The sequence below is a fragment of the Pseudonocardia sp. CA-107938 genome, from assembly GCF_050936315.1.
Taxonomy (GTDB): Bacteria; Actinomycetota; Actinomycetes; order Mycobacteriales; family Pseudonocardiaceae; genus Pseudonocardia.
Map to the genome: position 1 here is coordinate 3,598,112 of NZ_JBNJNA010000001.1, position 24,793 is coordinate 3,622,904.

The window sequence follows — 24,793 nt, forward strand, 5'->3', positions numbered from 1 at the left end:
GACCCGCCTCCGTTTGTTGCATCGTCAACGATGCGTGGAACGCGGTCAGCGGCCTGCGCATTCCCTCCCGCGCTGCAGCATCGTGACGGCCATGGACGGCAGCATCAGCACGTGGCCCAGCACCATCAGGCCATCGGTGTCGAGCACGCCGAGCCACACCAGCGGGAAGAGCGCGACGAACGGCCCGTACGTGGCCACGGCGGTCGCCGCGATCGCAGCGCCGCCGTGGCCCCGCACGAACTGCCAGGCGGCAGCCCCGGCGAACATCGTCGACGCCATCAGCAGCGCCCCGGCCGCCGTCCCGGAGTGGTGGCCCACCTGGGTGAGCGGCGCGAGCACGACCGTCCCGGCGACCATGGCGGCCAGCATCTGCAGGTAGTCGACGACGAACCTGCGGATGGTCATGTCGCCGCACCCGTCAGGTCGTCGGAGAACCCGGCGGCGAGCCGCGCCCACTGCGGCAGTGGGCGGCCGTCCCGGCGCATGCCGTCGGTCGCGTTCTGCGGCCAGCCGGCCGGCGAGTCCTCCCACGGCTCCTGCCGGCCCCGCACGGTGAGGTCCATCAGCGCGTAGCTGTAGTCCATCTCCTCCACGCCGCGCCGCGTCGTCCAGTACGTCTCGAACACGCGGTCGCCGTCGCGGACGTAGCCGACCAGGTACATCATCCCGACCTCGCGGCCGACGAGCAGCTCGTCCAGCGCGGCGCCCTGCGCGCCGTACCAGGGCATCTCCCAGCCCAGGAAGTCGCGGTAGCGGCGGCTCTCGGCGTACGGGCCCTGCGCGATCACGGCGAACGTGATGTCACGGGAATGCAGGTAGGACAGCTCGCCGATCTGGCTGGTGTCCCAGGTGCATCCCTCGCACTGCTCGGCGGCCGTCCGTCCGGCCCGCCACATCCAGTAGTAGGCGAGCAGCTGGCGGCGTCCCTCGAACGCGTCCAGCAGCGTGCAGGGGCCGTCCGGGCCGGTGAGCTCGAGGTGGGGGTCGACCTCGACCATCGGCAGGCGGCGGCGCGCGGCGGCGATCGCGTCGCCCGCCCTGGTGTGCTCCTTCTCCCGGACGCGCAGCTCGTCGAGCTGGGCCTGGAAGGTGGCGCGGTCGACCATGGGTGGCAAGGAATTATGGTAACTCATGGGTTGCGACTATATGGCAACTGATGAGTTGCGTCAACGCTTGGCCAGCTCGCCCAGCAGTGCCCACGTGCGTCGTTCGTCTTCGCGGGAGCCGGTCGCCGTCTGCGTGTACACGAGCTCGGTGGCCCCGGCCTCCAGGTACGCCGCGACCTGGTCGGCGAGCAGCTGCTCGTCACCCACCACGGCGAGGTCGGCGGGCTGGTCGAGCCCCTCGCGGTCCAAGGCGGCGCGGTAGGCGGGGATCGCGCCGTACGGGTTCATGCTCTGCGCGATCCGCGCGCGGGCGCCCTCGACGTCGGCGGTGACGACCCCGGAGACGATCGCCGCGATCCGCGGGGCGGGCCGGCCGGCCGCGGCGGCGTGCCGGGTGAGGGTGGGCACGGTGTACTCGGCGAGCGTGCGCGGGCCGGAGAGGATCGGCAGCGCGCCGTCGGCCAGCTCGCCGGCGGCGCGCAGGGTGAGCTCGCCGGCGGCCGCCACCAGCACCGGCACGCGCGGCGCGGCGCCCGGCACCGCGCCCGGGAACGGGCTCCTGGCGACCAGGGTGTCGCCGGTGAGGTCCACCGACCCGGTCTCGAACAGCGCGTGCAGGGCCTCCAGGAACTCGCGCAGGTGGCGGACGCGCGGGTGCGGCGTGATCCCGTAGGCCTGCTCGACGAACGCCTTCACCGACATGCCGACGCCGAGGGTGAACCGGCCGTGGCTCGCCGCCTGCGCGGTCTGGGCCTGCATCGAGAGCGCGATGGGGTGCCGCGGGTAGATCGGCACGACGGCCGTGCCGATCTCGATGTCGGGCACCTCTCGAGCGGCGAGTGCGGCGACGGTGACGGCGTCGTGGTCGAGCCGCTGGGTCAGCCAGGCCGCGGTCAGGCCGGCGGCGGCCAGGTCGCGGACCTGGTCGATCAGGGCCTCCACCGAGTTGGACTCGGTCGCGAGCCGGGTGTGGTCGGTGGGCAGGGCGACGCCGATCCGCATGGTGCTCTCCGTTCGTCGGTTCCGCGGCGAGTCTTCCAGGATGGGTTAACCCGATCAATTTATTGACTCGGTTGCTACGATGCCGTCGTGGATCCAGCGACCGGGCTCCGTGAGCGGAAGAAGCAGCGCACCCGCGAGGCGATCGCCGACGCGGCCATCGCGATGTTCCTGGAGCACGGGTTCGACGCCGTCTCCTGCGCGGCCGTCGCGGCACGCGCGGAGGTGTCGAAGCCGACGCTGTTCAAGCACTTCCCGACCAAGGAAGACCTGGTCGTGCACCGGATCGCCGACCACGAGGACGAGCTGGCCCGCGTCGTGCGCGAGCGCGCAGCAGGCGAGTCGCCGTTGGCCGCCCTGTGCCGCCACTACCTCGCCGGGCTCGCCGCGGGGGACGCGATCACGGGTCTGACCGATGCGCCGCAGGTCCGCGCGCTCTACCGGATGATGCAAGCCGCGCCCACGCTCTCCGCGCGCCTCCGCGAGTTCACCGCCAGGCGGGCCGAGGCGCTCGCCGAGGCGCTCGCCGGCGGCCGCCCCGACCTCGTCAGCCGCGTGGTCGCCCACCAGATCACGACCACGCTGCACCTGCTGGCCGACGAGAACGTCCGCCGGATCGCCGGTGGGGAGACCGCGGCCGAGCTGCACGCCGAAGCCGTCGCCGCCGCCGAGCAGGCGTTCGAGGTGCTGCGTTCCGGGATCGGCGACGCCTACACCTGACGGTGGACCTCCGCCAGCACCGGGAAGTGGTCGGACGCGTCGCCTGCGGAGACCAGCGTGGTGGTGGAGATCCGCGGGAGCGGCCGGCCACCGTCGAGCCGGCCCACGTAGTCCAGGACGTTGCGGTAGCTCCGGTAGGCGGCGCCGGTCAGCGGGTTGCGCGCGCCGTCGAACGTGAAGTCGTGGATGGGCCCGTCCGGCTCGATCCGCCCGCCCAACGCGGCGTCGGCCTGCTGCCACGCCGTGCCCACGCCGGCGGGGCGCCCCCGCTCGTCGGTCGCGTAGTACTCGACGTTCAGGTCGCCCGCGACGAGCACCGGCTGGTCGGCGGGCACGACGGCGCCGACGGCGTCGCGGATCTCGGCGAGCTGCCGTTGCCGCACCTCGCGCGTCGCCGCGACGGGGGTGCCGGGCTCGTCGGCCTGCAGATGGGTGCCGGCCACCCAGATTGGCCCGGCCGGGTGCGCCACCTGGACGAGCGCGACGCCCTTGTCGCACCAGTCGTCCTCCGTACCCGGCTGGGTCGCGGCGAAGACGTGCTCGTGCTGCTGCAGGATCGGCGTCCGGGACAGGACCACCACGCCGCCGCCGACCACCCCGCCCGTGCGCGTGCCGCGGCCGGCGGACCGGCTGGTCCAGGCGCTGCGTCCGCGGCGGCTGCCGACCTGCGGGGTGGCGTGGTAGCCGGCCTGCCGCAGCCGGCGGACGAGCCGCGCCGCAGGGGTGCCGCTGAACGCCTCGCAGAGCACCACCACGTCCGGGTCGGCGGCGACGATCACCTCGTACGCGCGGGCGGCCCGCACGAGCGCCCGCGGCCAGGACAGCAGCGGCGGCTGCAGGACGTTGTACGCGAGCAGCCGCAGCCCGGCGTCAGCGGACACTCTTGATCGGCTGCACCGTCAACGCCGCGATCAGACCGGTGACCAGCACGAGCACCATCAGCGTCGGGTAGCCGAACGAGTTGATCACGATGCCGCCGAACACACCGGCCAGCGCGTAGGGCAGCACGTTCGCGATGTTGATGACGCCGAGGTCGCGCCCGCGGTCCTCCGCGCTGGGCAGCACCTGGGTGATCAGTGCCTGGTCGACGGCGGCGTAGGCGCCGTAGCCGACGCCGAGGATCACGGTGCCGATCATCGTCGCCTCGAAGAACGGCAGGAACGCGAAGATCAGCCCGGCCCCGCCCTGCAGCACCGAGGAGATGACGACCATCCGCTTCCGCCGCTGCGTGCGGTCGGAGATCCGCCCGACGGGCAGCGCGGCCACCACGACCGCGACCGTGTAGATCAGCACGAGGATGAACGTGCCGAGCTCCGGGTCCGGGTGGTGCAGGAAGTCCTGCAGGTAGAAGAACAGGAACACCTGGGCCAGCGCGTTGGACAGCTGGATGAAGAACCGGCCGCTGAACGCCCAGGCGAAGTCGGCGTGCCGCAGCGGCCGCACGATCTCGGTGGTCAGCGCGCGCAGCGAGAACGCCGGACGTTCCGCGGGCAGCAACCGCCGGCCCCGGGTGCCGAACGCGAACGGCAGCGCGCAGAGCAGCGCCAGCAGCCCGAGCACCACGAAACCCGGAGCGACGTCCAGCACCACCAGGCTGACCAGCGCGATCCCGACGAGCGGGCCGCCCGACACGGCGATGCCGAAGAACGCCGACACCCAGGCCCGCTGGGTCACCGGCACGTCGTCCGGCACTGTCGCGAACGCCGCGCCGATCACCATCGAGATGCCGACGTTCGACAGGCCCCACGTCGCCACCACGCCGAACTCGTCGGTCATGAACGCCTGCGCCACGAACCCGACCGCCGTGATCGCCGCGCCGGCCAGCACCCAGACCTGGCGTCGGCCGCGGCGGGCCGTCGTCCGGTCGGACAGGGCACCCACCGCCAGCACGGCCACGATGCTCACGATCGACTGCACGGCCGTGGCGACGGCGATCAGCGCCACCTTGCCGCTCGCACCCGCGACGAGGTCGGCCTGCTTCGGCAGCACCACCTGGGCGACGGCGAAGTAGGCGGCGTAGGTGCCCGACAGCGCCACCGTCCACGACGTCAGCCAGCCGCCGCCGATCGGCGTGGTCGGCTCCGCCAACGCGGATCGTGCTGCGGGGGCCTCCTCGGTCGTTGCCATGAACGTCCCCATCCCTCGGCGCTGTCGGCCAAAGATGACAGCGCGGGATCGTGGAGGGAAGCACCGGAGTCGACGTCGATCCACATGCGAATGGTTGTGGATCGGGGCAGGAGCCGGTGTTTCCGTCCGATCGTCCGCCGTCCCTAGGGTCCGAGGGTGGTCGAGGGGTTGAGCTTTCCGCCGGACTTCCTGTGGGGCGTCGCCGCGTCGGCGTTCCAGACCGAGGGCGCCGTCGACGAGGACGGGCGCGGCCCGTCCGTGTGGGACACGTTCTACGCGAGCCGCGGGCTGCCCGGCGGCGGTCCGGCTCGGGTCGCGACCGACCACTACCACCGCTTCCCCGAGGACGTCGCCCTGATCCGTGACCTCGGCGCCGGTGCCTTCCGGTTCTCGGTGGCCTGGCCGCGGGTCGTCCCGGCGGGCCGCGGCGCGGTGAACCCGGCCGGGCTGGACTTCTACGACCGGCTCGTCGACGAGCTCTGCGCAGCCGGGATCGCGCCGGTCGCGACCCTGTACCACTGGGACACCCCGCAGCCGCTGGAGGACGCCGGCGGCTGGCTGGTCCGCGACACCGCGCACCGGTTCGCCGAGTACGCGGCCGTCGTGGCGGAGCGGCTGGCCGACCGCGTCTCGATGTGGCTCACCTTGAACGAGCCGCGCGAGGTGTCGATGCTCGGCTACGCGATCGGCTACCACGCGCCGGGCCGGCAGCTGATGCTCGACGCGCTGCCGACCGCGCACCACCAGTTGCTCGCGCACGGGCTCGCCGTCCAGGCGCTGCGCGCGGCCGGGGCGAACCGCATCGGGATCGCGGCCAGCCACGCGCCGACCTGGCCGGCGAGCCCCTCCGAGGCCGACGTGGCTGCAGCGGCGATCTTCGACGACCTCAACAACTGGTTGTTCGCCGACCCGATCCTGCTGGGCCGCTACCCCGACCCGGGCCTCGCGGCCGCGCTGCCCGGCCCCGTCGCGGACGACCTGCGGATCATCTCGACGCCGCTGGACTGGTACGGCATCAACTACTACAGCCCGTCCATCGTCGGGGCGGCGGATGCCTCGAACACCGCGACCACCGTCGTGGAGAGTGTGCCGTTGCCGGCCGGGCTGCCGTTCACGCTGCACGAGTACGACGGCCCCCGGACCGGGCTCGGCGGCGCGGTGGCACCGCAGGCGTTCCGGGAGATCCTCACGACGTTCCGTGACCGCTACGGCGCGGCGCTGCCCCCGATCTACGTCACGGAGAACGGCACGTCGCCGCCGCCCGGCACCCCAGATCTCGACGACGGCGTCCGGATCGAGTACCTCGACGGCCACCTGCGGGCGCTGCGGGCGGCGATGGACGACGGCGTCGACGTGCGCGGCTACTTCGTCTGGTCGATCACCGACAACATCGAGTGGACCGAGGGCGTCGAGCAGCGCTTCGGACTCGTGCACGTCGACTACGCGACGCTGCAGCGCACCCCGAAGGCGTCCTACGGCTGGTACCGGGACGTGATCAAGGGCGCTTCATGACCCCGACCTGCATCTACGCTTCCTCGTTGTGGATGTGTCGACACGCAGGCTGCGCTACTTCGTCGCCGTCGCCGAGGAGCTGCAGTTCACGCGTGCCGCCGCCCGGATGTTCGTCGCGCAGCAGGCGCTGTCCAAGCAGATCAGGGAGCTGGAGGAGATCGTCGGGACGCCGCTGTTCCGGCGCAGCACCCGCAAGGTCGAGCTGACCGAGGCCGGCCACCAGCTGCTGCCCGCGGTGCGGGAGGCCCTCGCCGTGCTCGACGCCGGGTTCGAGACCGCCCGGCGCGCCGGCCGCGGCGAGGTGGGCACGCTGCGGCTGGGGTTCGTGACCGGGGCGGCGCTGGAGCTGACCTCGCCGATCATGGCCGCCTTCGTCGAGGAGAACCCGGGCGTGCACATCGAGATGCACGAGGCGGCCCCACCCGACGCCGCGGGCGCGATCGCGGACGGCAGCTACGACGTCGCGTTCGTCCGGCAACCGATCAGCGCCGACGACGTCGAGTTCGTGCAGCTGTTCGTCGAACCACTGGTGCTGTCGATCTCCAGCCGGCACCCGCTCGCCGGCCGGCGCAGCGTCTCCGTGCACGAGATCGTCGACCTCCCGATGGTGGTGAGCCGGACCTCCGACGACGCCTACCGCTCCTTCTGGACCCTCGACGCCCACCGCGACGGCCGCCCCGCCCGCATCGTCGCCCACACCACCTCGCACACCGAGCAGCTCGAGGTCGTCGCCACCGGGATGGCCTGCGCGGCAACGGTGGCGGCCGCGGCCCGCATGACCCCCCGCGCCGACCTCCGCTACGTGCCCATCGACGACGCCCCCGGCTCACCCGCCGGCGTCGCGTGGCGCCGCGGCGCCACCAACCCCCTCATCGCCCGCTTCGTCGCCGTGGCGGAGCAGGTGCGGGATCGGGAGCGCGGCGTCGTGGAGTTGATCGAGCACCCGTTCGGTGGGGGTGCGTGAGTGGTCGGGCCGGCCGGGGCCGACGGTGCGGTGATCAAGGGCAAACTGTCGCTGGGGAAGATCGACAGGCGACGCTTTGCCCATGATCGACCGGATGTGGTCGGCGCTCGCTCACAAGCCTCCAACCACGGTTCAGCGGTCGGCGGGCATTTGGCGGTCGGACCGAACCAGCTCGTGCGCGGCCTCCGCGACCGCCCGTAGCGAACAGGGCCAGCGCGGACCGCCGACGCCGTGGACGCGGCAGGCGATGCATCGTCCTGAGGCGTCCGAGACGTGGTCGCCCATCAGCCGTTGCCAGACAGCAGGCTCACCGCCCGCCAGGACGATGGCGATCTCGGTGCGCACGTGAACACCGGCGTCCTCGTGTGCGACGCACATCAGACGCGCAGAGAATGGCATCTGACCAGCATGTTGCAGAAACTTGCAGCTTGACGTTGTGGACATGTGAGGCCACTGTCGTACGACTTGAACTTGTTGCCGTGGATCCCAGGCTCCGTGCCGAACGGATCGCCCACGCTGTACCGGACCGACCGTGGGACGTGGATCGTGCAGGGGTGGACCGTCACCGACGCCGACGCTCTGGCGACGATGAACATCCCGGAGGGGGAGACGTGCGCCGAGATCCCGGACCGGTTGGTTCCCTTCTTCCCACAACCGTGACGAGAAGGTTCACCACCGCGGACGAACTCGATGCACTTTGCGCGGGCATCGAGTCGTCCTTCGTGCACTTGGAGACACGGGACTCGTACGGCACCGCGACCGAGTCGCCGCACTGGGCGAAGTGGCGGCGCGGCGAGCCCGATGACCTGCAATGGTGCGAGCCGTACTTCCGCACCCTGCGAGCGCATCGCGTTGCTGGGCGGAGCTGTCGACGGCTGCGTGTCGTGTCGGAGCCGATGAGCGAGTACCAGCAGTGGGTCGGCAGTTTCGTCGAGGCGTTCGTCGAGGCCGGGGAGGACAACCGATACATCTCGCGGCAGCGTCTGATCGACGTGCTGCTGCCGGCGAGCGGTGACTTCTACGTCTTCGACGACGCGCTCGCGTTGTTCCTGCACTACGCGGGCGACGGCACCAATACGGCGTTCGAGGTCATCGACGAGTCCGACATCGTCGATTCCTGCCGGCGTGCCTTCGAGACCGTGTGGAAGTTGGCCGTGCCGGTTGCCGAGCTCTGACCCGACGAGCATCGCCGCCGAGGCGCGCCGTGAGCTGGGCTCCCGCTTGCGGCAGCTGCGCAGGTCCGCGGGAATGACGCAGAACGCCGTCGCGACAGCGACCGGCCAGCACGTCACGCGCGTCAGCCGGATCGAGAACGGCGGCCAGCCGCCGACCGAACAGAACATCCGGGACTGGTGCGTGGCCTGCTCTGCTGAACCCGAGATCCCGGACCTCTTGGCCACTGCACGGGAGGTCGAAGGCGCCTACCAGGAGTGGGCACGCCTCTCGCGCGCCGGGATGAAGCGGCTCAGTCAGCCACATTCGCTGGCGTCCTACCGACGAACGCGGCTGTTCCGCATCCACGAACCGATCGTGATGCCGGGCGTCTTCCAAACGGAGGCGTACTACCGGGCCATGCTCGCGTTCTGGTACGGCTTCCTCGACGCGCCGGATGACACAGAGGCGGCCGTCGCCGATCGCCTCCAGCGGACCGCGGTGGCTTTGCAACCCATCGGCGGCTCGTGGTCGTGCTCGGCGAGCAGGCATTGCGCACCCGATTCACGGACGAGACGGCGCATGCGGAGCAACTCACGCACCTCCGGGAACTGGTCCGACGGCGCAACGTCGAGATCGGCATCATCCCGGCCGGGGCCGTGCGGCACGCGTTCGCCACCGTCGGCTTCTGGATCCTCGACGACAATGCGGCGGCACTCGAAACACCGACCGCCGCGATCAAGGTGACCCGACCGCAGGAGATCGGCCGCTACGTGGCCATGTTCGACGCAGTTCGGGCCGAGAGTGTCCGGGGCCGAGCCGCCGCTGAGCTCATCGAGAGAGCGTTGCGGGAACTCGACGGGCCCTGAGGCCTTACCACGTAGCTGTGGACCTGCTTCCGCTCGAAGCGGACGCGGGCACCGGCGGCTATGGGCTCAGAGCCGCTACGGACACGCCGTGAGGGCCTGCACTCGCTCCTGGACCAGCGTCGATCGTGTTGTGGGGGCAGACGACTGCGCCCGACTCGCCTCGAGCGACGTGCGCGGCGGTGCGACCGGTCGGCCGACGAAGGTCACGATCCGGGGTCGGGCGGCGGTGGGGGCCGGGTCGACGCGTAGCGTCATGCGTGCCGGGTGGGTCGTGCCGCACCGCTGGAGCGCGCCTCGTGCAGATCGCCGTCCCGGCGCTGACCGCGCGCGGCCTCCGTGCCGGCTGCGGGATCGGAGTCACGGCACATGACGTGGACCGGAATGTCGACCCCCCTCGTTCCCGGCGAGTTCGCGGCCAACCACGCCGCCGGCGTCCTGCACGAGGAGGAGCAGCAGGCGCGCGCCGCGCGTGTCGTGGCCGGTCGCGCCACCGACGCCGCGGACTGCGCGGAGACCCTGGCGATGCTCGGGCTCACCGTCCCCGGCGCCCGGGCGGAGCGGCGTCGGGCGTAACGCCGGTACGGCTCTCGTCACGGCGGAACCGCCGGCGTTCGATTGCGGGTTGCGGACGGAGACGTCCGCAACCCGGCCATGCGCGAGCTGGCCGGTGACACAGGGTTCGATGGTCCCGAAACCACGAGCAGGCCAGAGCTGTATCGCTCTGGCCTGCTGGTGTGGTGCGCCGTCAGGGACTCGAACCCCGAACCCGCTGATTAAGAGTCAGCTGCTCTGCCGATTGAGCTAACGGCGCCTGTCGTTGCGCCCTGCTGCCCGGCGCTGGATCAACGCTAACAGACGCTGATCCCGTGCCGTGCAGCGGGGTGAGCCGCGACATGGGGTGAGTGACGGGACTTGAACCCGCGGCCCCCTGGACCACAACCAGGTGCTCTACCAGCTGAGCTACACCCACCATGCCGCCCGGTGAACCGGGCGCTCACCAAGCTTAGCGTGCCGTCCGCACCGCCCGGAAACGGGTATCAGCCGCCGGCGACGAGGCGGGCGGCGACGGCCTGGGCCTGCTCGGACGTCGGGCCGGGGGCCGGGACGAACAGGGTGTCGCGGTAGTAGGCGAGCTCGCGGATGGACTCCTCGATGTCGGCGAGGGCGCGGTGGGCGAGGCCCTTCTCCGGCTTCGCGTAGAACACGCGGGGGAACCAGCGCCGGCACAGCTCCTTCACCGAGCTGACGTCGATCATGCGGTAGTGCAGGTGCTCGTCCAGCTCGGGCATGTCGCGGGCGATGAACCCGCGGTCGGTGGCGATGGAGTTGCCGGCGAGGGGGGCGATGCGGGGTTCGGGCACGAACTCGCGGACGTGGTCGAGCACCATCCGCTGCGCGGTGGCGAGGTCGATGGTGGAGGCGCGCACCGCGTCGGTGAGGCCGGACTTCGCGTGCATCTCGCGGACCACGTCGGGCATCCCGTCGAGGACGTCGTCGGGCGCGTGGATCACCACGTCGACGCCGTCGCCGAGCACCTTCAGGTCCCCGTCGGTCACCAGGACCGCGATCTCGATGAGCGCGTCCTTGGTGAGGTCGAGCCCCGTCATCTCGCAGTCGATCCACACGATCCGGTCGTTCACAACGGGTCACAGTAGCCCCGCCGGTGCTGGTCGGCCGGGTTGCGGCACGCCGGGGGCGGTGTGGCGCTACGCTCCGGCGCCGTGGGGAACACCGCTGCCCAGGAGATCGCCGCCGGCTACGCGACCGAGGGCGGGGCGCTCGAGCTCGGCACGGTCGTGATCGACGGCGTCGTCGATCCATCCGCGCGCGTGCGCATCCCGTTCGCGACGTTGAACCGGCACGGGCTGGTCGCCGGCGCGACCGGCACCGGCAAGACGAAGACGCTCCAGGGGTTGGCCGAGCAGCTCTCCACCGCCGGCGTGCCGGTGCTGCTGGCGGACGTGAAGAGCGACCTGTCCGGCATGGCGCGGCCGGGGGAGTCCAACCCGAAGATCGAGTCGCGGGCCGAGGACACGGGCGACGACTGGGTGGCGACCGGGTTCCCCGTCGAGTTCCTGTCGCTGGGCGGGTCGAGCAGCGCCGTGCCGATCCGGGCCACGCTGACGCAGTTCGGGCCGATCCTGCTGTCGAAGGTCCTCGACCTCAACGACACCCAGGAGTCGACGCTCGGCCTGATCTTCCACTGGGCCGACCAGCAGGGCCTGCCGCTGCTCGACACCAAGGACCTGCGCGCGGTCATCCAGCACCTGACCAGCGACGAGGGCAAGGCCGACCTCAAGGGCATCGGCGGGGTCTCCTCGGCCACCGCGGGCGTGATCCTGCGGGCGCTGGTGAACCTGGAGGCCGCCGGCGGCGAGGACTTCTTCGGCGAGCCCGAGTTCGACCCGCGCGACCTCATGCGCCAGGTCGACGGGAAGGGCGTCGTCACGCTGCTGGAGCTGGCCGACCAGGCGGCGAACCCGCGGCTGTTCTCGACGTTCCTGATGTGGCTGCTCGCCGAGCTGTACGAGGACCTGCCCGAGGCGGGCGACCTCGACAAGCCCAAGCTCGTCTTCTTCTTCGACGAGGCGCACCTGCTGTTCAACGGCGCGTCGAAGGCGTTCCTGGAGCGGATCGAGCAGACCGTCAAGCTGATCCGGTCGAAGGGCGTCGGGGTCTTCTTCTGCACGCAGCTGCCCACCGACATCCCCAACAACGTGCTGTCGCAGCTGGGTGCGCGCATCCAGCACGCGCTGCGCGCGTTCACGCCGGAGGACCAGGACGCGCTCAAGAAGACCGTCCGCACCTACCCCAACACCAAGAACTACGACATGGAGGAGGCGCTCACCTCGCTGGGCACCGGCGAGGCGATCGTCACCGTCCTGTCCGAGCGGGGTGCGCCGACGCCGGTGGCGTGGGCGCGGATGCGGGCTCCGCGGTCGCTGATGGCGGCCATCGGCGCCGCGGACGTCACGGCGGCCGCGAAGGCGTCGCCGCTCTACCCGAAGTACGGCGAGACCGTCGACCGCGAGTCCGCCTACGAGAAGCTCACCGCCAAGATCGCGGAGGCGCCCCCGCCGCCGCCCCCGCCGGACGACGCGCCGCCGCCCCCGCCTCGCCAGCAGCGCGAGGAGCCGGGCATGGTGGCCGAGGTGCTGGGCTCGCCGGTGGTGAAGTCGTTCCTGCGCTCCGCGGCGAGCGCGCTGGGCCGGGAGATCACGCGCGGCCTGTTCGGCACGCGCCGCCGCTGACGCGGGGTGTCCCGGCGGTAAGGGACTCCTGACGGACGCGTGCCTCGACCTTGCTGTGCGGACGCCTGCCGGTGCCGCACCCTCGCTCCTGATCGGGCACCCGTGGGTGGTGCAGCCGGGGAGGGAGGCGTCGTGGACGTGCGCGAGATCCATCGAGGTGCCACCGCGTTGGCGATCGACGGGTTCACCAGGCGGTTCGGGGCGACGGTCGCGGTCGACGACCTGTGGTTGACGGTGCCGAGCGGTTCGTTCTTCGGGCTCGTGGGCCCGAACGGAGCCGGCAAGACGACGGCGCTGTCGATGGCGGTGGGGCTGCTGCGGCCCGACGCAGGCGTCGCGCGGATCTTCGGCCACGACGTGTGGGCGGACCCGACGCGGGCGAAGGAGCTGGTCGGCGTGCTGCCGGACGGGCTGTCGCTGCCCGAGCGCCTCACCGGACGGGAGTTGCTGACCTACACGGCGCGGCTGCGCGGCCTGAACCGCGCGACGGCGGCCGAGCGCGCCGACGAGCTCCTGCGCGTACTCGAGCTGACCGACTCCGACGGCACGATGGTGATCGACTACTCGGCGGGGATGCGCAAGAAGATCGGCCTGGCGACGGCGCTGATCCACGCCCCGAAGCTGCTGGTGCTCGACGAGCCGTTCGAGGCCGTCGACCCGGTGTCGGCGTCGACGATCCGCACCATCCTGACCCGCTTCGTGGCCGCCGGCGGTTCCGTGGTGCTGTCCAGCCACGTGATGTCGCTGGTCGAGACGATCTGCGACCGGGTCGCGGTGATCACGCGTGGTCGGGTCGTGGCCGCAGGCACGCTCGCCGAGGTGCGCGGCGCGGGCAGCCTCGAGGACGCGTTCGTCGAGCTCGTGGGCGGGCGCGTCGGTGGCGGGGAGGGGCTGTCGTGGTTGGCGTCCTGATCGGCATGAAGGCGCGCGTCCTGCGCAACACGCTGCGCGGGAAGGGCGGCGCCTCGTTCGCGATCGGTGGGGTCGTCGGGCTGGTGGCGGCCGCCGTCGGCGTGGTGTTCATCGTCGCCCAGGACGGCGGGATCACCGTCGGCACGGACGTCGCGTCGGCGCTCTTCGCCGTCTGGATGCTGGGCTGGCTGTTCGGCCCGGTCCTCACCGGCGGCGGCGACGAGACGCTGCGCCCGGAGAACTTCGCGCTGCTGCCGATCCGGCCGCACCGGCTGGCGGTGGGTCTGCTGGGTGCGTCGCTGGTCGGCGTGGCCGTGCCCGTGACGTTCGTGCTGTTCAGCGGGTTGATCCTGCTCGCGGCCCCGGCCGGGGTGCTGGCCGCGGTCGTGGCCACCGCCGCGGTCGCCGCCCAGCTCGGGCTCGTGGTGCTGCTGTCCCGCGTGGTCATCGCGGGCCTCGGTGACCTGCTCGGCTCCCGTCGCGGCCGCGACCTCGGGGTGCTGCTCGGCGCACTGGTCGGGCTCGCCTACCTGCCGGCGCGGTGGGTGCTCGAGCAGGTCGGCCCGATCGTCGTCGGCCAGAGCTCACCGGCGCTCACGGCGACGCTGCGCGCGCTGCCGAGCGGCTGGGGCCCGAACGCGGTCGCCGCCGCGGCCGCGCAGCAGTGGCTCCCGGCGCTGGGCTGGCTCGCCGCGCTCGCCGTGCTCGACGCGGTGCTCGTGTTGGCCTGGTCGCGGTTGCTGGTGCGCCGCCTGACCTCCGGCGGGTCGCCGGCCGGACCGCGCCGGACGGGCCGCAGCGCGCGCACGGCGCGCCGGACGCTGCTGCCCGACACCCCGCTGGGCGCGGTGATCGGCAAGGAGCTCACGCTGTGGCGACGGGACGCGCAGCGCCGCACGATGATGCTGATCTCGATCCTCATCGGCCTGCTGCTGCCGGCGTTCTCCCTCCACGGCGTCGGCTCGGCGGGACTGGTGTTCGCTCCGCTGTGGATCGCCGTCTTCGCGACGATGCAGGTCAGCAACCTCTACGGCCTGGACGGCACCGCTGTCTGGCAGACGCTCACCACCCCGGGCGCCGTGCGGGCGGACGTCCGCGGCCGGCAGTGGGCGTGGGTGCTGATCGTCGGCCCGGTGGCCGTCGTGGCGGCGATCGTCCTGCCCGCCGTCACGGGCGCGACGGACAGCTACCCGTGGGTGCTCGCACTGGTCCCGGCGCTGGTGGGGGCGGGCGCTGGCACGGTGCTGCTCGCCTCGGTCGAGCTGCCGTTCCCGATGCCGAGCGGCAAGGGCCGCAACCCCCTCGGCTCCGGCAACAGCGGTGTCGGAATGGCGAACGTCATGCGCCGCATGCTGATGGTGCTCCTCCAGCTCGCCGTCGCCGTCCCGGCCGTGGTCCTGCTGGTGGTGGGCGGTACGGGGCTGGTCCCGGTGGCGAGCTGGCTGGCCGTCCCGGTCGGGGTCGCGTGCGGGATCGGTGCGGCGTGGGGGTGGGGCGGGCGCGCCCTGCGCCGGCTGGAGCTGCGCGGACCCGAGGTGCTCGCGGTGCTGCGGGTGCCGGTCTGAGTCAGACGACGACCGGCTCGCCGGCGTGCCAGCTCGTCGACGGTGTGGGGGCGGCGCCGCAGGACGCCGGGCGCGCCGGTCGCGTCGTCTGCCGCACGGGGACCGACCAGCGGGTGCCGTCGGTGGCGGTGACCAGCACGTCGGGCCCGTCACCTGCGGCGACGGTGAGGGCGGCGGCGTCGCGCAGCCCGGTCAGCTCGCGCACCGCCAGCTCGGCGACCTGGCCAGCTGGCGACCACGCGGAGCGGCCGCGGCACTGCCCGATCTCCACCTCGCCGAGCGCGGCGGCCTTCCCGGCGGCGGCGGCGCCCGCGGTGTCGATGCGGCCGTAGAGGTAGCCGGTGGGCAGCACCAGCGCGGTGGGCGCGAAGCGGTGCCCGCCCAGGTGGCTGCACTCCCACACCTCGGGCTCGCCGATGCTGCGCACGGCGGTCGCGAGCGCGCGGCCGTCGAGCGCGCAGCAGCGGTCGCGCCGGCCGTGCGTGCACACGAGCAGGACGCCGCCGGAGTACTCCTCGCCGACGGTCTCACCGGGGACGATCGCGTCCAGCTCGGCCGGGCCGTCGACGGTCAGGGTGGTGAGGCGCGGCGCGGCCGGGGAGATGTCGGCCAGCAGCACCCGGGTGGGCCCGGACGGGGCCCGGCCCGGCCGGCGGATCAGCAGCAGCTTCCAGCCCACGGCGGCCGCGCGCTGGTGCAGCGCGCGGATGGACGGGTCGGCGTGGTCGTCGACGTTGCGCGGCCAGGCGCCGCGCTGCTCGACGCAGACCCAGCCGGCCGCGACCGGTGCGGTGCCCGCGACGGGTTCGGTGAGCGCGAGGACCGCGCACCGGGAGTCGAGGACGTCCGCCATCGCCTCACTCTAGCCTAGGCTTGCCTAACTCCAATGGGTCACGTGTCACTCGCGGACACCGGCAGCTCCTTCTTGGCGATCTTGCCGGTGGCGTTGCGCGGCAGCTCGTCGAGGAAGTGCACGTCACGGGGCACGGAGAAGCGGGTCAGCTCGGATCGCACCCAGCCGCGGACGTCGTCGGCGGAGACGTCTGCTCCGTCGGAGACGACCACGAACGCGGCCAGCGCCTGCCCGAACTTCTCGTCGTCCACGCCCACGACGGCGACCTCACGGACCTCGGGCCGCTCCTCCAGGAGCTCCTCGACCGGCCCGGGGTGCACGTTCTCCCCGCCGCTGACGATCATGTCGTCGGCCCGGCCGGTGAGGTGGAGCCGGCCCTCGTCGTCGAGCCGGCCGACGTCGCCGGTGCCGAGCAGGTCGCCGTGCCGCTCCACGTCGGCCCCCTCGCGGGTGTAGCCCTCGAACGGCATGTCGTTGCCGACGAACACGCGGCCCTCCACGCCGGGCGGGACGGGCTGGTCGTGCTCGTCGAGGATCACCAGCCGGGTGCCGACGGGCGCGCGACCGGTCGTGCCGGGAGCGGCGCGCAGGTCGGCCGGCCCGGCGATCGACACCCACGACACCTCGGTGGAGCCGTAGAGGTTGTAGAGGATGTCGCCGAACCGGTCCATGAAGGCGGTCGCGAGCGGCGCGGCCAGCGCCGAGCCGCTGACCGCGACGATCCGCGGCCGGTGCTCCTGCCAGGCGGCGGCGAGCACGTCCTCGGGCAGGTCGAGCCAGCGCTGCAGCATCACCGGCACGGCGATCACCGCGTCGCAGCGCTCGCGCTCCACCAGCTCCAGCGCGGCCTCGGCGTCGAAACGCCTGGTCAGGACCACCGGTGAGCCGTGCAGCACGGCCAGCAGCAGGCCGGCGTTGCCCCACGTGTGCAGCAGCGGGGCGGCGATGAACACCGGCTCGCCCGCCTTCAACGGGATCGCCGAGAGCACCGCGGCCACCGGGGTCAGGCCGCTGGGCTTGGGCCGGCGCGCCCCCTTCGGCGGGCCGGTCGTGCCCGACGTCAGCACGATCGTGCGGCCCTCCGCCGGGCGCAGCGGCAGTGTGCCGGGGCCGTTGCGGGCGATCAGCTCGTCGAGCGTGGGATGACCGACAGGCCCGTCGTGCCACCCGATGACGATCGTGGCGTCGTCGGGGAGCGCGTCGAGCTTGTCGCCGAAGTCGGCGTCGGCGACGACGAGACGCATCTTCTGCTCCTCGGCCACTGTCGCCAGCTGCGCGGCCGGCAGGCCGGTGTTGAGCAGCACGACGTCGGCGCCGAGCTTCGCCACCGCCACCTGCGCCTCGACGGCACCGCGGTGGTTGCGGCACAGCACGCCGACCCGGTCCCCGGCGCCGACGCCCAGGCCGGCGAGCGAACGGGCGAGCCGATCGGTGCGCCGGCCCAGCTCCGCGTAGCTCACCCAACCCGCGTCGTCGACGATGGCGGTGCGGTCGGGGTGGCGGGCCGCCCCGGCTGCGTAGCCCGCGGTCAGGGTCAACCCGTAGCGCAGCCCGCCGACGCCCATGCCGAGGATCCGGTCCGGCCGGATCGGGCGGATCACCCCCGAGCGGACGAGCTCGACGACCGCCCGCGCGGACACGGCGGTCCTCTCCACGGTCTTCTCCACGGCAGCGGACACGGCACCGAACAAGGAATCGGCCACGGCGCCATCCTGCCCCGCCCACGTCCTCAGCGCGCGGCGGTGAGGTCGTAGAACTCCTGACCGCCGATCGTCTGCGCCGTGAAGTTCTGCTGCACCCACTCGGTGATCTGCTTGCCCGTGCCGCGGCCGCCGCCCGGGCCGCCGCGCTCCCCGCCGGTGACGAACCAGTGGATGCGTCCCGCAGCGACGTCGGCCTGGAACTGCTCCAGCGTCGGTGCCGGGTCGCCGCCGCTGAACCCGCCGATCGGCATGACGTCGGTGTCGCTCGCCAGCGCCAACCGCCCGGCCCCCTGCGAGCCGACGGTGGCGGCCGACCAGTCGGTGCCGGCCGACTGCAGGAGCGCGACCACCGCGGGATCGACGGTCCCGGGCTCCATCATCCCCGGGCCGCGCATCAGCTGCCCGTCACCGGGCGGGCGCTGGCCCCGGTCGCGGCCGGCCTCCTCGATCGGCGGGCCGGCCGACGGGATGCCGCCCACGTGCGACGTGGTCACCGTCGTCAGCGTGTAGGCGGTCGGTCCGGCCAGCCCGGCGACGGCGACCGCCGCCAACGTGCCCGCGAGGAACGCCCGCGCCCGCAACCCGGCGAGGACGCCGACCGCGCCCAGCACGGCCGCGGCGACCACCACCCAGCGCAGCCACGGCAGGTACTGCGGCGAGCGGTCCAGCAGCACGAACGCCCACGCGCCCGTCCCGGCGACGACGAGCGCGAGCACCCCGCGCACCCACCACGTCGAGCGCTCCCGCCACAGCAGCGCCCCGCCGATCCCGACGAGCGCGGCGATGCCCGGCGCCAGCGCCACCGTGTAGTAGGGGTGGAAGATGCCCTCTGCCAGGGAGAACACCAGGAACGTCAGGACGGTCCAGCCGCCCCACAGGACCAGCGAGCCGCGCACCTCGCGGTGCCGCCACGCCAGCCACGACCCGGCCACGAGCAGGACGAGCGCGGCCGGCAGCAGCCAGGTCGCCTGCCCACCGATCTCTCCGTTGAACAGCCGCTGCAGCCCGGCCTCGCCGCCGAAGCCGCCTCCGCCCATCGGGCCCTCGGGGCCGAAGACGACCATGCCGGGGCGCGGAGCGGGGCCCGTCCCGATCTCGATGCGCGTCCCGCCGCCGCGCTCGCCGCCGAAGATCCGCCCCAGCCCGTTGTAGCCGAGCGCGAGCTGCAGCACCGAGTTCGTCGTCGAGCCGCCGATGTACGGGCGGCTCGCGGCCGGCCACAGCTCGGCGATCGCGATCCACCACCCCGAACCGACGACGACCGCGCCACCCGCGGCCAGCAGCTGCCACACCCGCTTCCAGATCCCGGTCGGCGCCGCGACCAGGAACGCCAGCGCGAGCGCCGGCAGCACCACGAACGCCTGCAGCATCTTCGCCAGGAACCCGAACCCGAGCAGGAACCCGGCCAGCAGCAGCCAGCGCGTCCCGCCCTGCTCGATCGCGCGCACCGTCGCGTACGCGGCGGCGACCATGAGGAGCACCAGCAGCGCATCGGGGTTGTTGAAGCGGAACATCAGCGCGGCCACCGGAGTCAGTGCCAGCACTGCGCCGGCGATCAGCCCGGCCCGCGGACCGGCGACCCGGCGCACGGCCGCGTACAGCAGGGCGACCGTGGCGACGCCCATCAGCGCCTGCGGCACCAGCATGCTCCACGAGCTGAAGCCGAAGATCCGGCCGGACAGCGCCATCACCCACAGCGCGGCCGGCGGCTTGTCGACGGTCACCGTGCCGCCCACGTCGAGGGAGGCGAAGAAGAACGCCTTCCAGTCGAGCGTCATGGACCGGACGGCCGTCGCGTAGAAGTCGTTCGCCCACCCGTTCGCGGACAGGTTCCACAGGTAGAGCACGCCCGTGCCGAGCAGGAGCGCGGCCAGCGCGCCGTGCTCGCCGCGCGATCGACGGGTGGGCTCCACGGCGGACGCGGTGGGTCGGTCGAGGGTCGCGGTCATGCGGAGTTCTCCGGGGTGCGGGTAGGGAAGATCCAGCTGCGGAACGCGACGAACCGCAGCACGGTGGCCAGCAGGTTGGCCACGACGAGCACGAGCATCTCGACGGGCTGGCTCGCGGCCGGCGCGAGCGCACCGAGCAGCGCCAGCGCGCCGGTGGTCAGGGCCAGGCCGAGCGCGAACACGACCAGGCCCTGCACGTGGTGGGTGAGCGCGCCACCGCCGCCGCGCACCCCGAACGTGAAGCGCCGGTTGGCCGCGGTGTTGGCCACGGCCGTGCCGACGAGCGCCAGCAGGTTCGCGCCGAAAGCACCGAACGGATCCCGCAGCAGCGCGTAGAGCAGCAGGTACGCGAGCGTCGACGCGATCCCCACGACGGCGAAGCGCAGCAGTTGCACGGCCATGCCCTTCGGTTCGCCGGCCAGCGGTTCGCGGCCCAGTCCGCGCAGCGCGCCCAGCGGGATCCGGCCGGTGGCGAATCCGCGGGCCAGCCGCGCGACGCCCTGCAGGTCGGCGACGGCCGTCGCGACGATGTCGACGCTGGAGTCGGGGTCGTCGACCCAGTCGACGGGCACCTCGTGGATGCGCAGCCCGGCCCGCTCGGCCAGCACGAGCATCTCCGTGTCGAAGAACCAGCCGGTGTCCTCCACCAGCGGCAGCAGCCGTTCGGCGACGTCGGCCCGCACGGCCTTGAAGCCGCACTGGGCGTCGGAGAAGCGGGCGGCCAGCGCACCCCGCAGGATCAGGTTGTAGGTGCGCGAGATGAACTCGCGCTTCGCGCCGCGCACCACCCGCGCCCCGGGCCGCAGCCGGGTCCCGATCGCCAGGTCGGAGTGCCCCGACACCAGCGGCGCCACCAGCGGTAGCAGCGCGTTCAGATCGGTGGACAGGTCGACGTCGCAGTACGCGAGCACGCTCGCGTCCGACGCGGTCCACGCCGTGCGCAGCGCCCGCCCGCGGCCCTTCTGCGCGAGGTGCAGCACCGTCACGCCGTCCAGCTCGACAGCCAGCCGTTCCGCGATCGCCGGGGTGGCGTCGGTGCTGGCGTTGTCGGCGATCGTGATGCGGAAGGAGAACGGGAAGCGGTCGGTCAGGTGCGCGGCCAGCCGGCGCACCGAGCGCTCGAGGTCGGCCTCCTCGTTGTAGACGGGCACGACGATGTCGAGCACGGGCCCGGGCCGGGCGGGGGAGCGGCCTCGTTCGTCGGCCGTGGAAGCGGTCGCGGTGGACATGGGTGCCAACCTCGGGGTCGGCGCTGTCGAGGCCTTGTGGTCGACCTGTGTGCGGGCTGTGGGCGCGCCCCGATCGGGTGTGACCGCGGTCATGACGCCGCCGTCAGGTCGTGGACGGGGGTGCCGTCGACCGTGGTGGCGGGGAACGTCGCGGCCACCCACTCCGCGATCTGCCGGGCCGTGTCGCTGCCGCCGCTCGCCGTGCCACCGGGACCGGTGCCGCCGACGAACCAGTGCACCCGCCCGTCCGCGACGAGCTGCTGGAACTGCGCCAGCGTCGGGAACGGGTCGGTGCCGTTGTAGCCGCCGAGCGCCATGACCGGGTGGCCGGACGCGAGCTGGTAGGCGGCCGCGTTCTGCGAACCGACGGTCGCGGCGGCCCAGGTGTGGCCGTCGGCCTCGCTCAGCAGTGCGGTGAGCTCCGGTCCGGGCGTCGGTGCGTCGAGGAGACCGCTCATGCCGCGGCCGCCGACGAACCGCCCGGGCTGCGCGCCAGGTCCACCGGGCGGCGGTGCCGCCAGGATCCGCACCCCGCCCCGTCCTTCCGGGCCGGCCGCCGGGATCGCGCCCGTGCGCGGGGTGGCGGCCGTTGCGACGGTGTAGGCGGCCGGGCCCAGCAGCGCAGCGACCAGCGCGATCATCAGCACCGGCGCCCGCGGGAGCCGGTGGGCCGCGGCCAGGCCGACCACGGCGACGACGCCCGTCGCGAGCACCGTCCACAGCACCCACGGCTGCCACGCCGGGGTGCGCCACAGCAGCACGGCCGCCATCCCCACGGATGCGACGACCGCACCGACCAGCACGAACCGGCCGGCAGCCGTCCCTCGGCGCTGCCACGCCGCGACCGCGCCGATCGCGACCAGCGCGGCCACCGCCGGCGCCAGCGCCACCGTGTAGTACGCGTGGATGATGCCGTTCATCAGGCTGAACACCAGCCCCGTGACCAGCAGCCAGCCACCCCACAGCACCACGTCGGCGCGCCGCGTCCACCACAGGACCGCCGCACCGAGCAGGACGGCGGCCGGTAGCAGCCAACCGATGCCGCCACCCATCTCCGTGCCCAGCAGGCGCAACGGGCCGGCCGCGCCCCAGCCGCCGCCGGGGCCCCCGCCGACGGAGCCGACCTCGTCGCCCGTCAGCCGGCCGAGGCCGTTGTAGCCGAGCACCAGCTCCAGGACGGAGTTCGTCTGCGAGCCGCCGATCCAGGGCCGCCGGTCGGCGGGCCACAGCTCGACCAGCAGCACCCACCAGCCGGCGGCCACGACGAGCGCGGCGCCCGCGGCGAGCAGGCCGACGAACCGGCGGCGCAGCGGCAGCGGTGCCGCGAGCAGCCACACCGCGGTGAACGCGGGCAGCACCAGGAACGCCTGCAGCATCTTGGTCAGGAAGCCGAACCCGACCAGCGTCGCGGCCAGCACCAGCCACCGCACCCGACCCGCCTCGACGGCCCGCAGTGTCGCGTACGCGGCGGCGACCAGCAGCAGCGTCAGCAGGGCGTCCGGGTTGTCGTAGCGGAACATCAGCGCCGCTACGGGCGTCAGCGCCAGCACCGCGCCGGCCAGCAGCCCCGCGGCGGTGCCGGACGTGCGGCGCACCGCCGCGTACAGCAGCGCGACCGTCGCGACCCCCAGCAGCGCCTGCGGCACCAGCACGCTCGCGCTCGACAGCCCGAACAGCCGCACCGACAACCCCATCACCCACAGCGCGGCCGGGGTCTTGTCGACGGTGATGGCGTTCGCGGCGTCCGACGAGCCGAACAGCCACGCCGTCCAGCTGGAGCTGCCGGCCTGCGCGGCCGCGGCGTAGTAGGCGTTGGCCCAGCCGGACGCGGTGAGGTCGACCAGGTACAGCGCGGCGGTGCCGCAGAGCAGGGCGGCCAGTGCGAGCCGGCGGGGCCCGGGGCGCGGTGGAGCGGACTCGACCGTCCGATGGGGGAGCGTGGCAGTCACCGCGTCGACGCTGTCGATCGAGGCTGTGCGGGCCTGGTGGCACGGCTGTGTGCCGGCTGTGAGTGGCGGGTCAGCCGGGCAGGTCGGCGCAGAGCCGCAGGATCTCCCCGATCACGACGTGCGGTTCGGTGATCGGCACGAGGTGGCCGGATCGGGCGGCGAGCACGTGCCGTCCGTGCGGCGAGCACGCGGCCCGCGCGGCGTGGGCGGCGGTGATCTCGGCGCGCAGCCGCCTGGGGAGCCCGCCGGCGCGGGCCCCGGAGATGACGGTGACGGGGATGTCGCCCAGCTCCGGCGGGTGCTCGCGGAACGCCCTGACGACGTCGACGAAGGTCGTGGCCTGGGCAGCCATGGTGGCGACGACGCTCGGGGTGAAGCCCTCGGCGTCGAGGTCGCGGCGGGCGTCGGCCGGCAGCCGGGAGCGCACCGAGCGCTGCAGGTGCGGGAGCAGGCCGGTGCGGGCGAGCAGGGCGAGGACTCGCAAGGCGGTCCGTTCGGTGCGCCGGAAGCAAGGGGTGAACAGGGTGGGACCGGCCTCGTCGGTCGGGTCGACGAGCACGAGCCCGGCGACCCGCTCCGGCCGCCGCGCGGCAGCCGCTCGCACGATCGGCCCGCCCGCGCTGTGCCCGACCAGCACGAACGGGCCGGGGCCTGCGTGGTCGAGCACGGCGGCGAGGTCGTCGGCCATCCGCGGGAGGGTGCGCGAGACCGGGTCGGGGGCGCTGCGCCCGAGCCCGGAGCGGTCGTAGACGATCGCGCGGGTGCGGGCGCCGACCGCCGGTTGCACGAGTGCCCATGACGAGCGGGAGGCCCCGGCGCCGGCCTCGAACACGACGGTGGGAGTGGCACCGCCCGGGCCCGGCAGCACCATGGCGTAGAGCTGGCGCCCGTCCGGTGTGGTGATCCACTCCGGTGCGCCCTGGACGTGGCTCACCGCCCGGCCGCCACCTTCTGCAGTGTCGGGCGCAGCTGCCCGATGAGCCAGTCGACGGCGACGACGTTCGGTGCCTGCAGGGCCACCGCCTGGTCCGTCGTGAGCGGTACGTAGGTGCCGCCCCGGACCGCGCGAAGCTGCTGGACCAGCTTGTTGCCCTCGAACTGCTGGCGGTCGCCGCTGCCGGCGAACGTGATGAACAGGGCGTCGGCGCCGTCGAGGAGGCCGGCGTTCTCGTAGCTGACCCCGACCGTTCCCGGGGCGAGTGCCGCGGTGGCCGGCGCGTTCACGAACGCCTCCGGCACGCGCAGGCCGAGCGAGCGCATGAACACCGTGGACAGGTTCTGCTCGCCCACCACCATCGGCAGCACCTCGCCGCGGGCCTGGCCGAACAGGTACGTGCGGCCGGAGAGGCCGGGCAGCTCCGTCCGCAGCGCGGCGACCCGCGCGTCGGCGGCGGTGATCAGCTCCTCGACCTTCGCCTCCGCGCCGATGGCCCTCCCGATCTGCCGGGCGTCGTCCTGCATCGAGGCCGCGTACAGCGAAGTGCCGTACGTGACGGTCGGCGCGATCGCGGCGAGCTGGTCGTAGCTCTGCCTGTCGAGCACGAGCGGGGAGGTCACGGCCAGGATCAGGTCGGGCCGGTAGCCGGCGATCCGCTCCAGGTCGGCCTCGGGGTCGGCGGGGATGCCCAGCACCTCGGGCGGCAGCGGCGGCTGGACGTAGGGCAGGTTGGGGTCGCCGGCGAAGTTGCGCAGCGCGCCGACGATCGGGGCGCCGACGGCGTGCGCGATCGCGACGTCGGCCGTGCCGAGCGCCACGATGCGCTGCGGGCGGGCCGGCACGACGGTGGTGCCGTAGGCGTGGGTGATCGTCACGGGGAATCCGGGGCCGGCCGCGGGCGCGGCAACGGGCGCCGGACCGGCACACGCGGCCAGCAGCGCGGCGACGACCAGCAACGAGGGGACCAGCACCGAGCGGCGCAGACGGGACACCATG

At 73.3% G+C, this 24,793-nt stretch carries 23 protein-coding genes, 2 tRNA genes and 1 pseudogene; 10 read left to right on the top strand and 16 right to left on the bottom strand.

The genetic code is table 11. The features are described 5' to 3' along the window. Positions 1–45: 45 nt before the first annotated feature. The 3 genes from ACQEVB_RS17975 to ACQEVB_RS17985 are packed head-to-tail and all read right to left on the bottom strand — an operon-like array spanning position 46 to position 2,108. Positions 46–405, bottom strand: a complete 360-nt coding sequence (locus ACQEVB_RS17975) for a hypothetical protein (protein ID WP_432972435.1) — start codon at positions 403–405, stop codon at positions 46–48. Then, positions 402–1,106, bottom strand: a complete 705-nt coding sequence (locus ACQEVB_RS17980; RefSeq protein WP_432980429.1) for a DUF899 family protein — start codon at positions 1,104–1,106, stop codon at positions 402–404. Before ACQEVB_RS17980 ends, ACQEVB_RS17975 begins: the two co-directional genes overlap by 4 nt. A 60-nt stretch (positions 1,107–1,166) precedes the next feature. After that, positions 1,167–2,108 carry a TIGR03564 family F420-dependent LLM class oxidoreductase gene (locus ACQEVB_RS17985; RefSeq protein ID WP_432972438.1) on the bottom strand — a complete coding sequence of 314 codons (942 nt, stop codon included), beginning with the start codon at positions 2,106–2,108 and terminating at the stop codon, positions 1,167–1,169. Positions 2,109–2,195: 87 nt separating this feature from the next. On the opposite strand from ACQEVB_RS17985, the gene ACQEVB_RS17990 reads away from it, so the two are divergent. After that, positions 2,196–2,825 carry a TetR/AcrR family transcriptional regulator gene (locus tag ACQEVB_RS17990; protein ID WP_432972441.1) on the top strand — a complete coding sequence of 210 codons (630 nt, stop codon included), beginning with the start codon at positions 2,196–2,198 and terminating at the stop codon, positions 2,823–2,825. On the opposite strand, the gene ACQEVB_RS17995 is transcribed toward ACQEVB_RS17990, so the two are convergent. Together ACQEVB_RS17995 and ACQEVB_RS18000 are read right to left on the bottom strand one after the other, a co-directional pair. Next, on the bottom strand, positions 2,816–3,706 hold the full coding sequence (locus tag ACQEVB_RS17995) for an endonuclease/exonuclease/phosphatase family protein (RefSeq protein ID WP_432972444.1): 891 nt from the start codon (positions 3,704–3,706) through the stop codon (positions 2,816–2,818). The genes ACQEVB_RS17990 and ACQEVB_RS17995 overlap by 10 nt on opposite strands. Next, positions 3,696–4,952: an MFS transporter gene (locus ACQEVB_RS18000; protein ID WP_432972447.1), complete on the bottom strand. Its 1,257-nt coding sequence runs from the start codon at positions 4,950–4,952 to the stop codon at positions 3,696–3,698. The genes ACQEVB_RS17995 and ACQEVB_RS18000 overlap by 11 nt, the downstream gene beginning before the upstream one ends. Positions 4,953–5,108: 156 nt before the next feature. On the opposite strand from ACQEVB_RS18000, the gene ACQEVB_RS18005 reads away from it, so the two are divergent. Beyond that, positions 5,109–6,464, top strand: coding sequence for a GH1 family beta-glucosidase (locus tag ACQEVB_RS18005; protein ID WP_432972450.1), 1,356 nt, complete (start codon positions 5,109–5,111; stop codon positions 6,462–6,464). A gap of 28 nt (positions 6,465–6,492) precedes the next feature. Further along, positions 6,493–7,428 carry a LysR substrate-binding domain-containing protein gene (locus tag ACQEVB_RS18010; RefSeq protein ID WP_432972453.1) on the top strand — a complete coding sequence of 312 codons (936 nt, stop codon included), beginning with the start codon at positions 6,493–6,495 and terminating at the stop codon, positions 7,426–7,428. 132 nt (positions 7,429–7,560) lie between these two features. Here the strand turns inward: ACQEVB_RS18010 and ACQEVB_RS18015 are convergent, their stop codons facing one another. Continuing rightward, the gene (locus ACQEVB_RS18015; RefSeq protein ID WP_432972456.1) at positions 7,561–7,773 is read right to left on the bottom strand and encodes a hypothetical protein; all 213 of its coding nucleotides are present in this window, start codon (positions 7,771–7,773) and stop codon (positions 7,561–7,563) included. A 266-nt stretch (positions 7,774–8,039) separates the two neighbouring features. On the opposite strand from ACQEVB_RS18015, the gene ACQEVB_RS18020 reads away from it, so the two are divergent. The 4 genes and pseudogenes from ACQEVB_RS18020 to ACQEVB_RS18035 all read left to right on the top strand — a co-directional run bounded on the left by ACQEVB_RS18020 (position 8,040) and on the right by ACQEVB_RS18035 (position 10,022). Further along, positions 8,040–8,603 carry a DUF6879 family protein gene (locus tag ACQEVB_RS18020; RefSeq protein ID WP_432972459.1) on the top strand — a complete coding sequence of 188 codons (564 nt, stop codon included), beginning with the start codon at positions 8,040–8,042 and terminating at the stop codon, positions 8,601–8,603. Continuing rightward, a pseudogene (locus ACQEVB_RS18025) lies at positions 8,554–8,796 on the top strand (helix-turn-helix domain-containing protein); the annotation flags it as partial. The gene ACQEVB_RS18020 and the pseudogene ACQEVB_RS18025, both read left to right, overlap by 50 nt. A 311-nt stretch (positions 8,797–9,107) precedes the next feature. Further along, positions 9,108–9,449 carry a Scr1 family TA system antitoxin-like transcriptional regulator gene (locus ACQEVB_RS18030; protein ID WP_432972462.1) on the top strand — a complete coding sequence of 114 codons (342 nt, stop codon included), beginning with the start codon at positions 9,108–9,110 and terminating at the stop codon, positions 9,447–9,449. A gap of 381 nt (positions 9,450–9,830) precedes the next feature. Beyond that, positions 9,831–10,022, top strand: coding sequence for a hypothetical protein (locus ACQEVB_RS18035; protein WP_432972465.1), 192 nt, complete (start codon positions 9,831–9,833; stop codon positions 10,020–10,022). A 162-nt stretch (positions 10,023–10,184) separates the two neighbouring features. Here ACQEVB_RS18035 and ACQEVB_RS18040 read toward each other — a convergent pair. From ACQEVB_RS18040 to orn, 3 genes are all read right to left on the bottom strand, one after another. Beyond that, positions 10,185–10,260: transfer RNA gene (locus ACQEVB_RS18040), tRNA-Lys, on the bottom strand. Positions 10,261–10,343: 83 nt separating this feature from the next. Then, positions 10,344–10,419 (bottom strand) — tRNA-His (locus tag ACQEVB_RS18045). 67 nt (positions 10,420–10,486) lie between these two features. Continuing rightward, positions 10,487–11,089 carry an oligoribonuclease gene (gene orn / locus ACQEVB_RS18050; protein WP_432972468.1) on the bottom strand — a complete coding sequence of 201 codons (603 nt, stop codon included), beginning with the start codon at positions 11,087–11,089 and terminating at the stop codon, positions 10,487–10,489. An 81-nt stretch (positions 11,090–11,170) separates the two neighbouring features. On the opposite strand from orn, the gene ACQEVB_RS18055 reads away from it, so the two are divergent. The 3 genes from ACQEVB_RS18055 to ACQEVB_RS18065 all read left to right on the top strand — a co-directional run bounded on the left by ACQEVB_RS18055 (position 11,171) and on the right by ACQEVB_RS18065 (position 15,177). Then, positions 11,171–12,700 carry a helicase HerA-like domain-containing protein gene (locus ACQEVB_RS18055; protein ID WP_432972471.1) on the top strand — a complete coding sequence of 510 codons (1,530 nt, stop codon included), beginning with the start codon at positions 11,171–11,173 and terminating at the stop codon, positions 12,698–12,700. 132 nt (positions 12,701–12,832) lie between these two features. Beyond that, positions 12,833–13,612, top strand: coding sequence for an ABC transporter ATP-binding protein (locus tag ACQEVB_RS18060; protein ID WP_432972474.1), 780 nt, complete (start codon positions 12,833–12,835; stop codon positions 13,610–13,612). Continuing rightward, positions 13,597–15,177 (top strand): hypothetical protein, encoded by a 1,581-nt coding sequence (locus ACQEVB_RS18065; protein WP_432972476.1) that lies wholly within the window; start codon positions 13,597–13,599, stop codon positions 15,175–15,177. Before ACQEVB_RS18060 ends, ACQEVB_RS18065 begins: the two co-directional genes overlap by 16 nt. Position 15,178: 1 nt before the next feature. Here ACQEVB_RS18065 and ACQEVB_RS18070 read toward each other — a convergent pair whose 3' ends face one another. The 7 genes from ACQEVB_RS18070 to ACQEVB_RS18100 all read right to left on the bottom strand — a co-directional run bounded on the left by ACQEVB_RS18070 (position 15,179) and on the right by ACQEVB_RS18100 (position 24,792). Beyond that, on the bottom strand, positions 15,179–16,030 hold the full coding sequence (locus ACQEVB_RS18070; protein ID WP_432972479.1) for a sucrase ferredoxin: 852 nt from the start codon (positions 16,028–16,030) through the stop codon (positions 15,179–15,181). 38 nt (positions 16,031–16,068) lie between these two features. Further along, positions 16,069–17,733 (bottom strand): AMP-binding protein, encoded by a 1,665-nt coding sequence (locus ACQEVB_RS18075; protein ID WP_432972482.1) that lies wholly within the window; start codon positions 17,731–17,733, stop codon positions 16,069–16,071. A 26-nt stretch (positions 17,734–17,759) separates the two neighbouring features. Beyond that, positions 17,760–19,682: an ArnT family glycosyltransferase gene (locus ACQEVB_RS18080; protein WP_432972485.1), complete on the bottom strand. Its 1,923-nt coding sequence runs from the start codon at positions 19,680–19,682 to the stop codon at positions 17,760–17,762. Next, positions 19,679–20,911: a glycosyltransferase gene (locus ACQEVB_RS18085; RefSeq protein ID WP_432972488.1), complete on the bottom strand. Its 1,233-nt coding sequence runs from the start codon at positions 20,909–20,911 to the stop codon at positions 19,679–19,681. The genes ACQEVB_RS18080 and ACQEVB_RS18085 overlap by 4 nt, the downstream gene beginning before the upstream one ends. 89 nt (positions 20,912–21,000) lie before the next feature. Continuing rightward, entirely contained in the window at positions 21,001–22,860 is a 1,860-nt protein-coding gene (locus ACQEVB_RS18090; protein ID WP_432972491.1) for a glycosyltransferase family 39 protein, read from the bottom strand. A gap of 70 nt (positions 22,861–22,930) precedes the next feature. Then, complete coding sequence (locus ACQEVB_RS18095; RefSeq protein WP_432972494.1) at positions 22,931–23,794, bottom strand: alpha/beta fold hydrolase; 864 nt, start codon at positions 23,792–23,794, stop codon at positions 22,931–22,933. Next, complete coding sequence (locus ACQEVB_RS18100; RefSeq protein ID WP_432972497.1) at positions 23,791–24,792, bottom strand: ABC transporter substrate-binding protein; 1,002 nt, start codon at positions 24,790–24,792, stop codon at positions 23,791–23,793. The genes ACQEVB_RS18095 and ACQEVB_RS18100 overlap by 4 nt, the downstream gene beginning before the upstream one ends. Between the last annotated feature and the right edge of the window lies 1 nt (position 24,793).

Bases quoted from the DNA above. Each gene is read 5' to 3' on its own strand.
- ACQEVB_RS18070 (WP_432972479.1), bottom strand. From the start codon at position 16,030: ATGGCGGACGTCCTCGACTCCCGGTGCGCGGTCCTCGCGCTCACCGAA.
- ACQEVB_RS17975 (WP_432972435.1), bottom strand. From the start codon at position 405: ATGACCATCCGCAGGTTCGTCGTCGACTACCTGCAGATGCTGGCCGCC.
- ACQEVB_RS18000 (WP_432972447.1), bottom strand. From the start codon at position 4,952: ATGGCAACGACCGAGGAGGCCCCCGCAGCACGATCCGCGTTGGCGGAG.
- ACQEVB_RS18035 (WP_432972465.1), top strand. From the start codon at position 9,831: ATGTCGACCCCCCTCGTTCCCGGCGAGTTCGCGGCCAACCACGCCGCC.
- ACQEVB_RS18100 (WP_432972497.1), bottom strand. From the start codon at position 24,792: ATGGTGTCCCGTCTGCGCCGCTCGGTGCTGGTCCCCTCGTTGCTGGTC.
- ACQEVB_RS18080 (WP_432972485.1), bottom strand. From the start codon at position 19,682: ATGACCGCGACCCTCGACCGACCCACCGCGTCCGCCGTGGAGCCCACC.
- ACQEVB_RS18085 (WP_432972488.1), bottom strand. From the start codon at position 20,911: ATGTCCACCGCGACCGCTTCCACGGCCGACGAACGAGGCCGCTCCCCC.
- ACQEVB_RS17985 (WP_432972438.1), bottom strand. From the start codon at position 2,108: ATGCGGATCGGCGTCGCCCTGCCCACCGACCACACCCGGCTCGCGACC.
- ACQEVB_RS17980 (WP_432980429.1), bottom strand. From the start codon at position 1,106: ATGGTCGACCGCGCCACCTTCCAGGCCCAGCTCGACGAGCTGCGCGTC.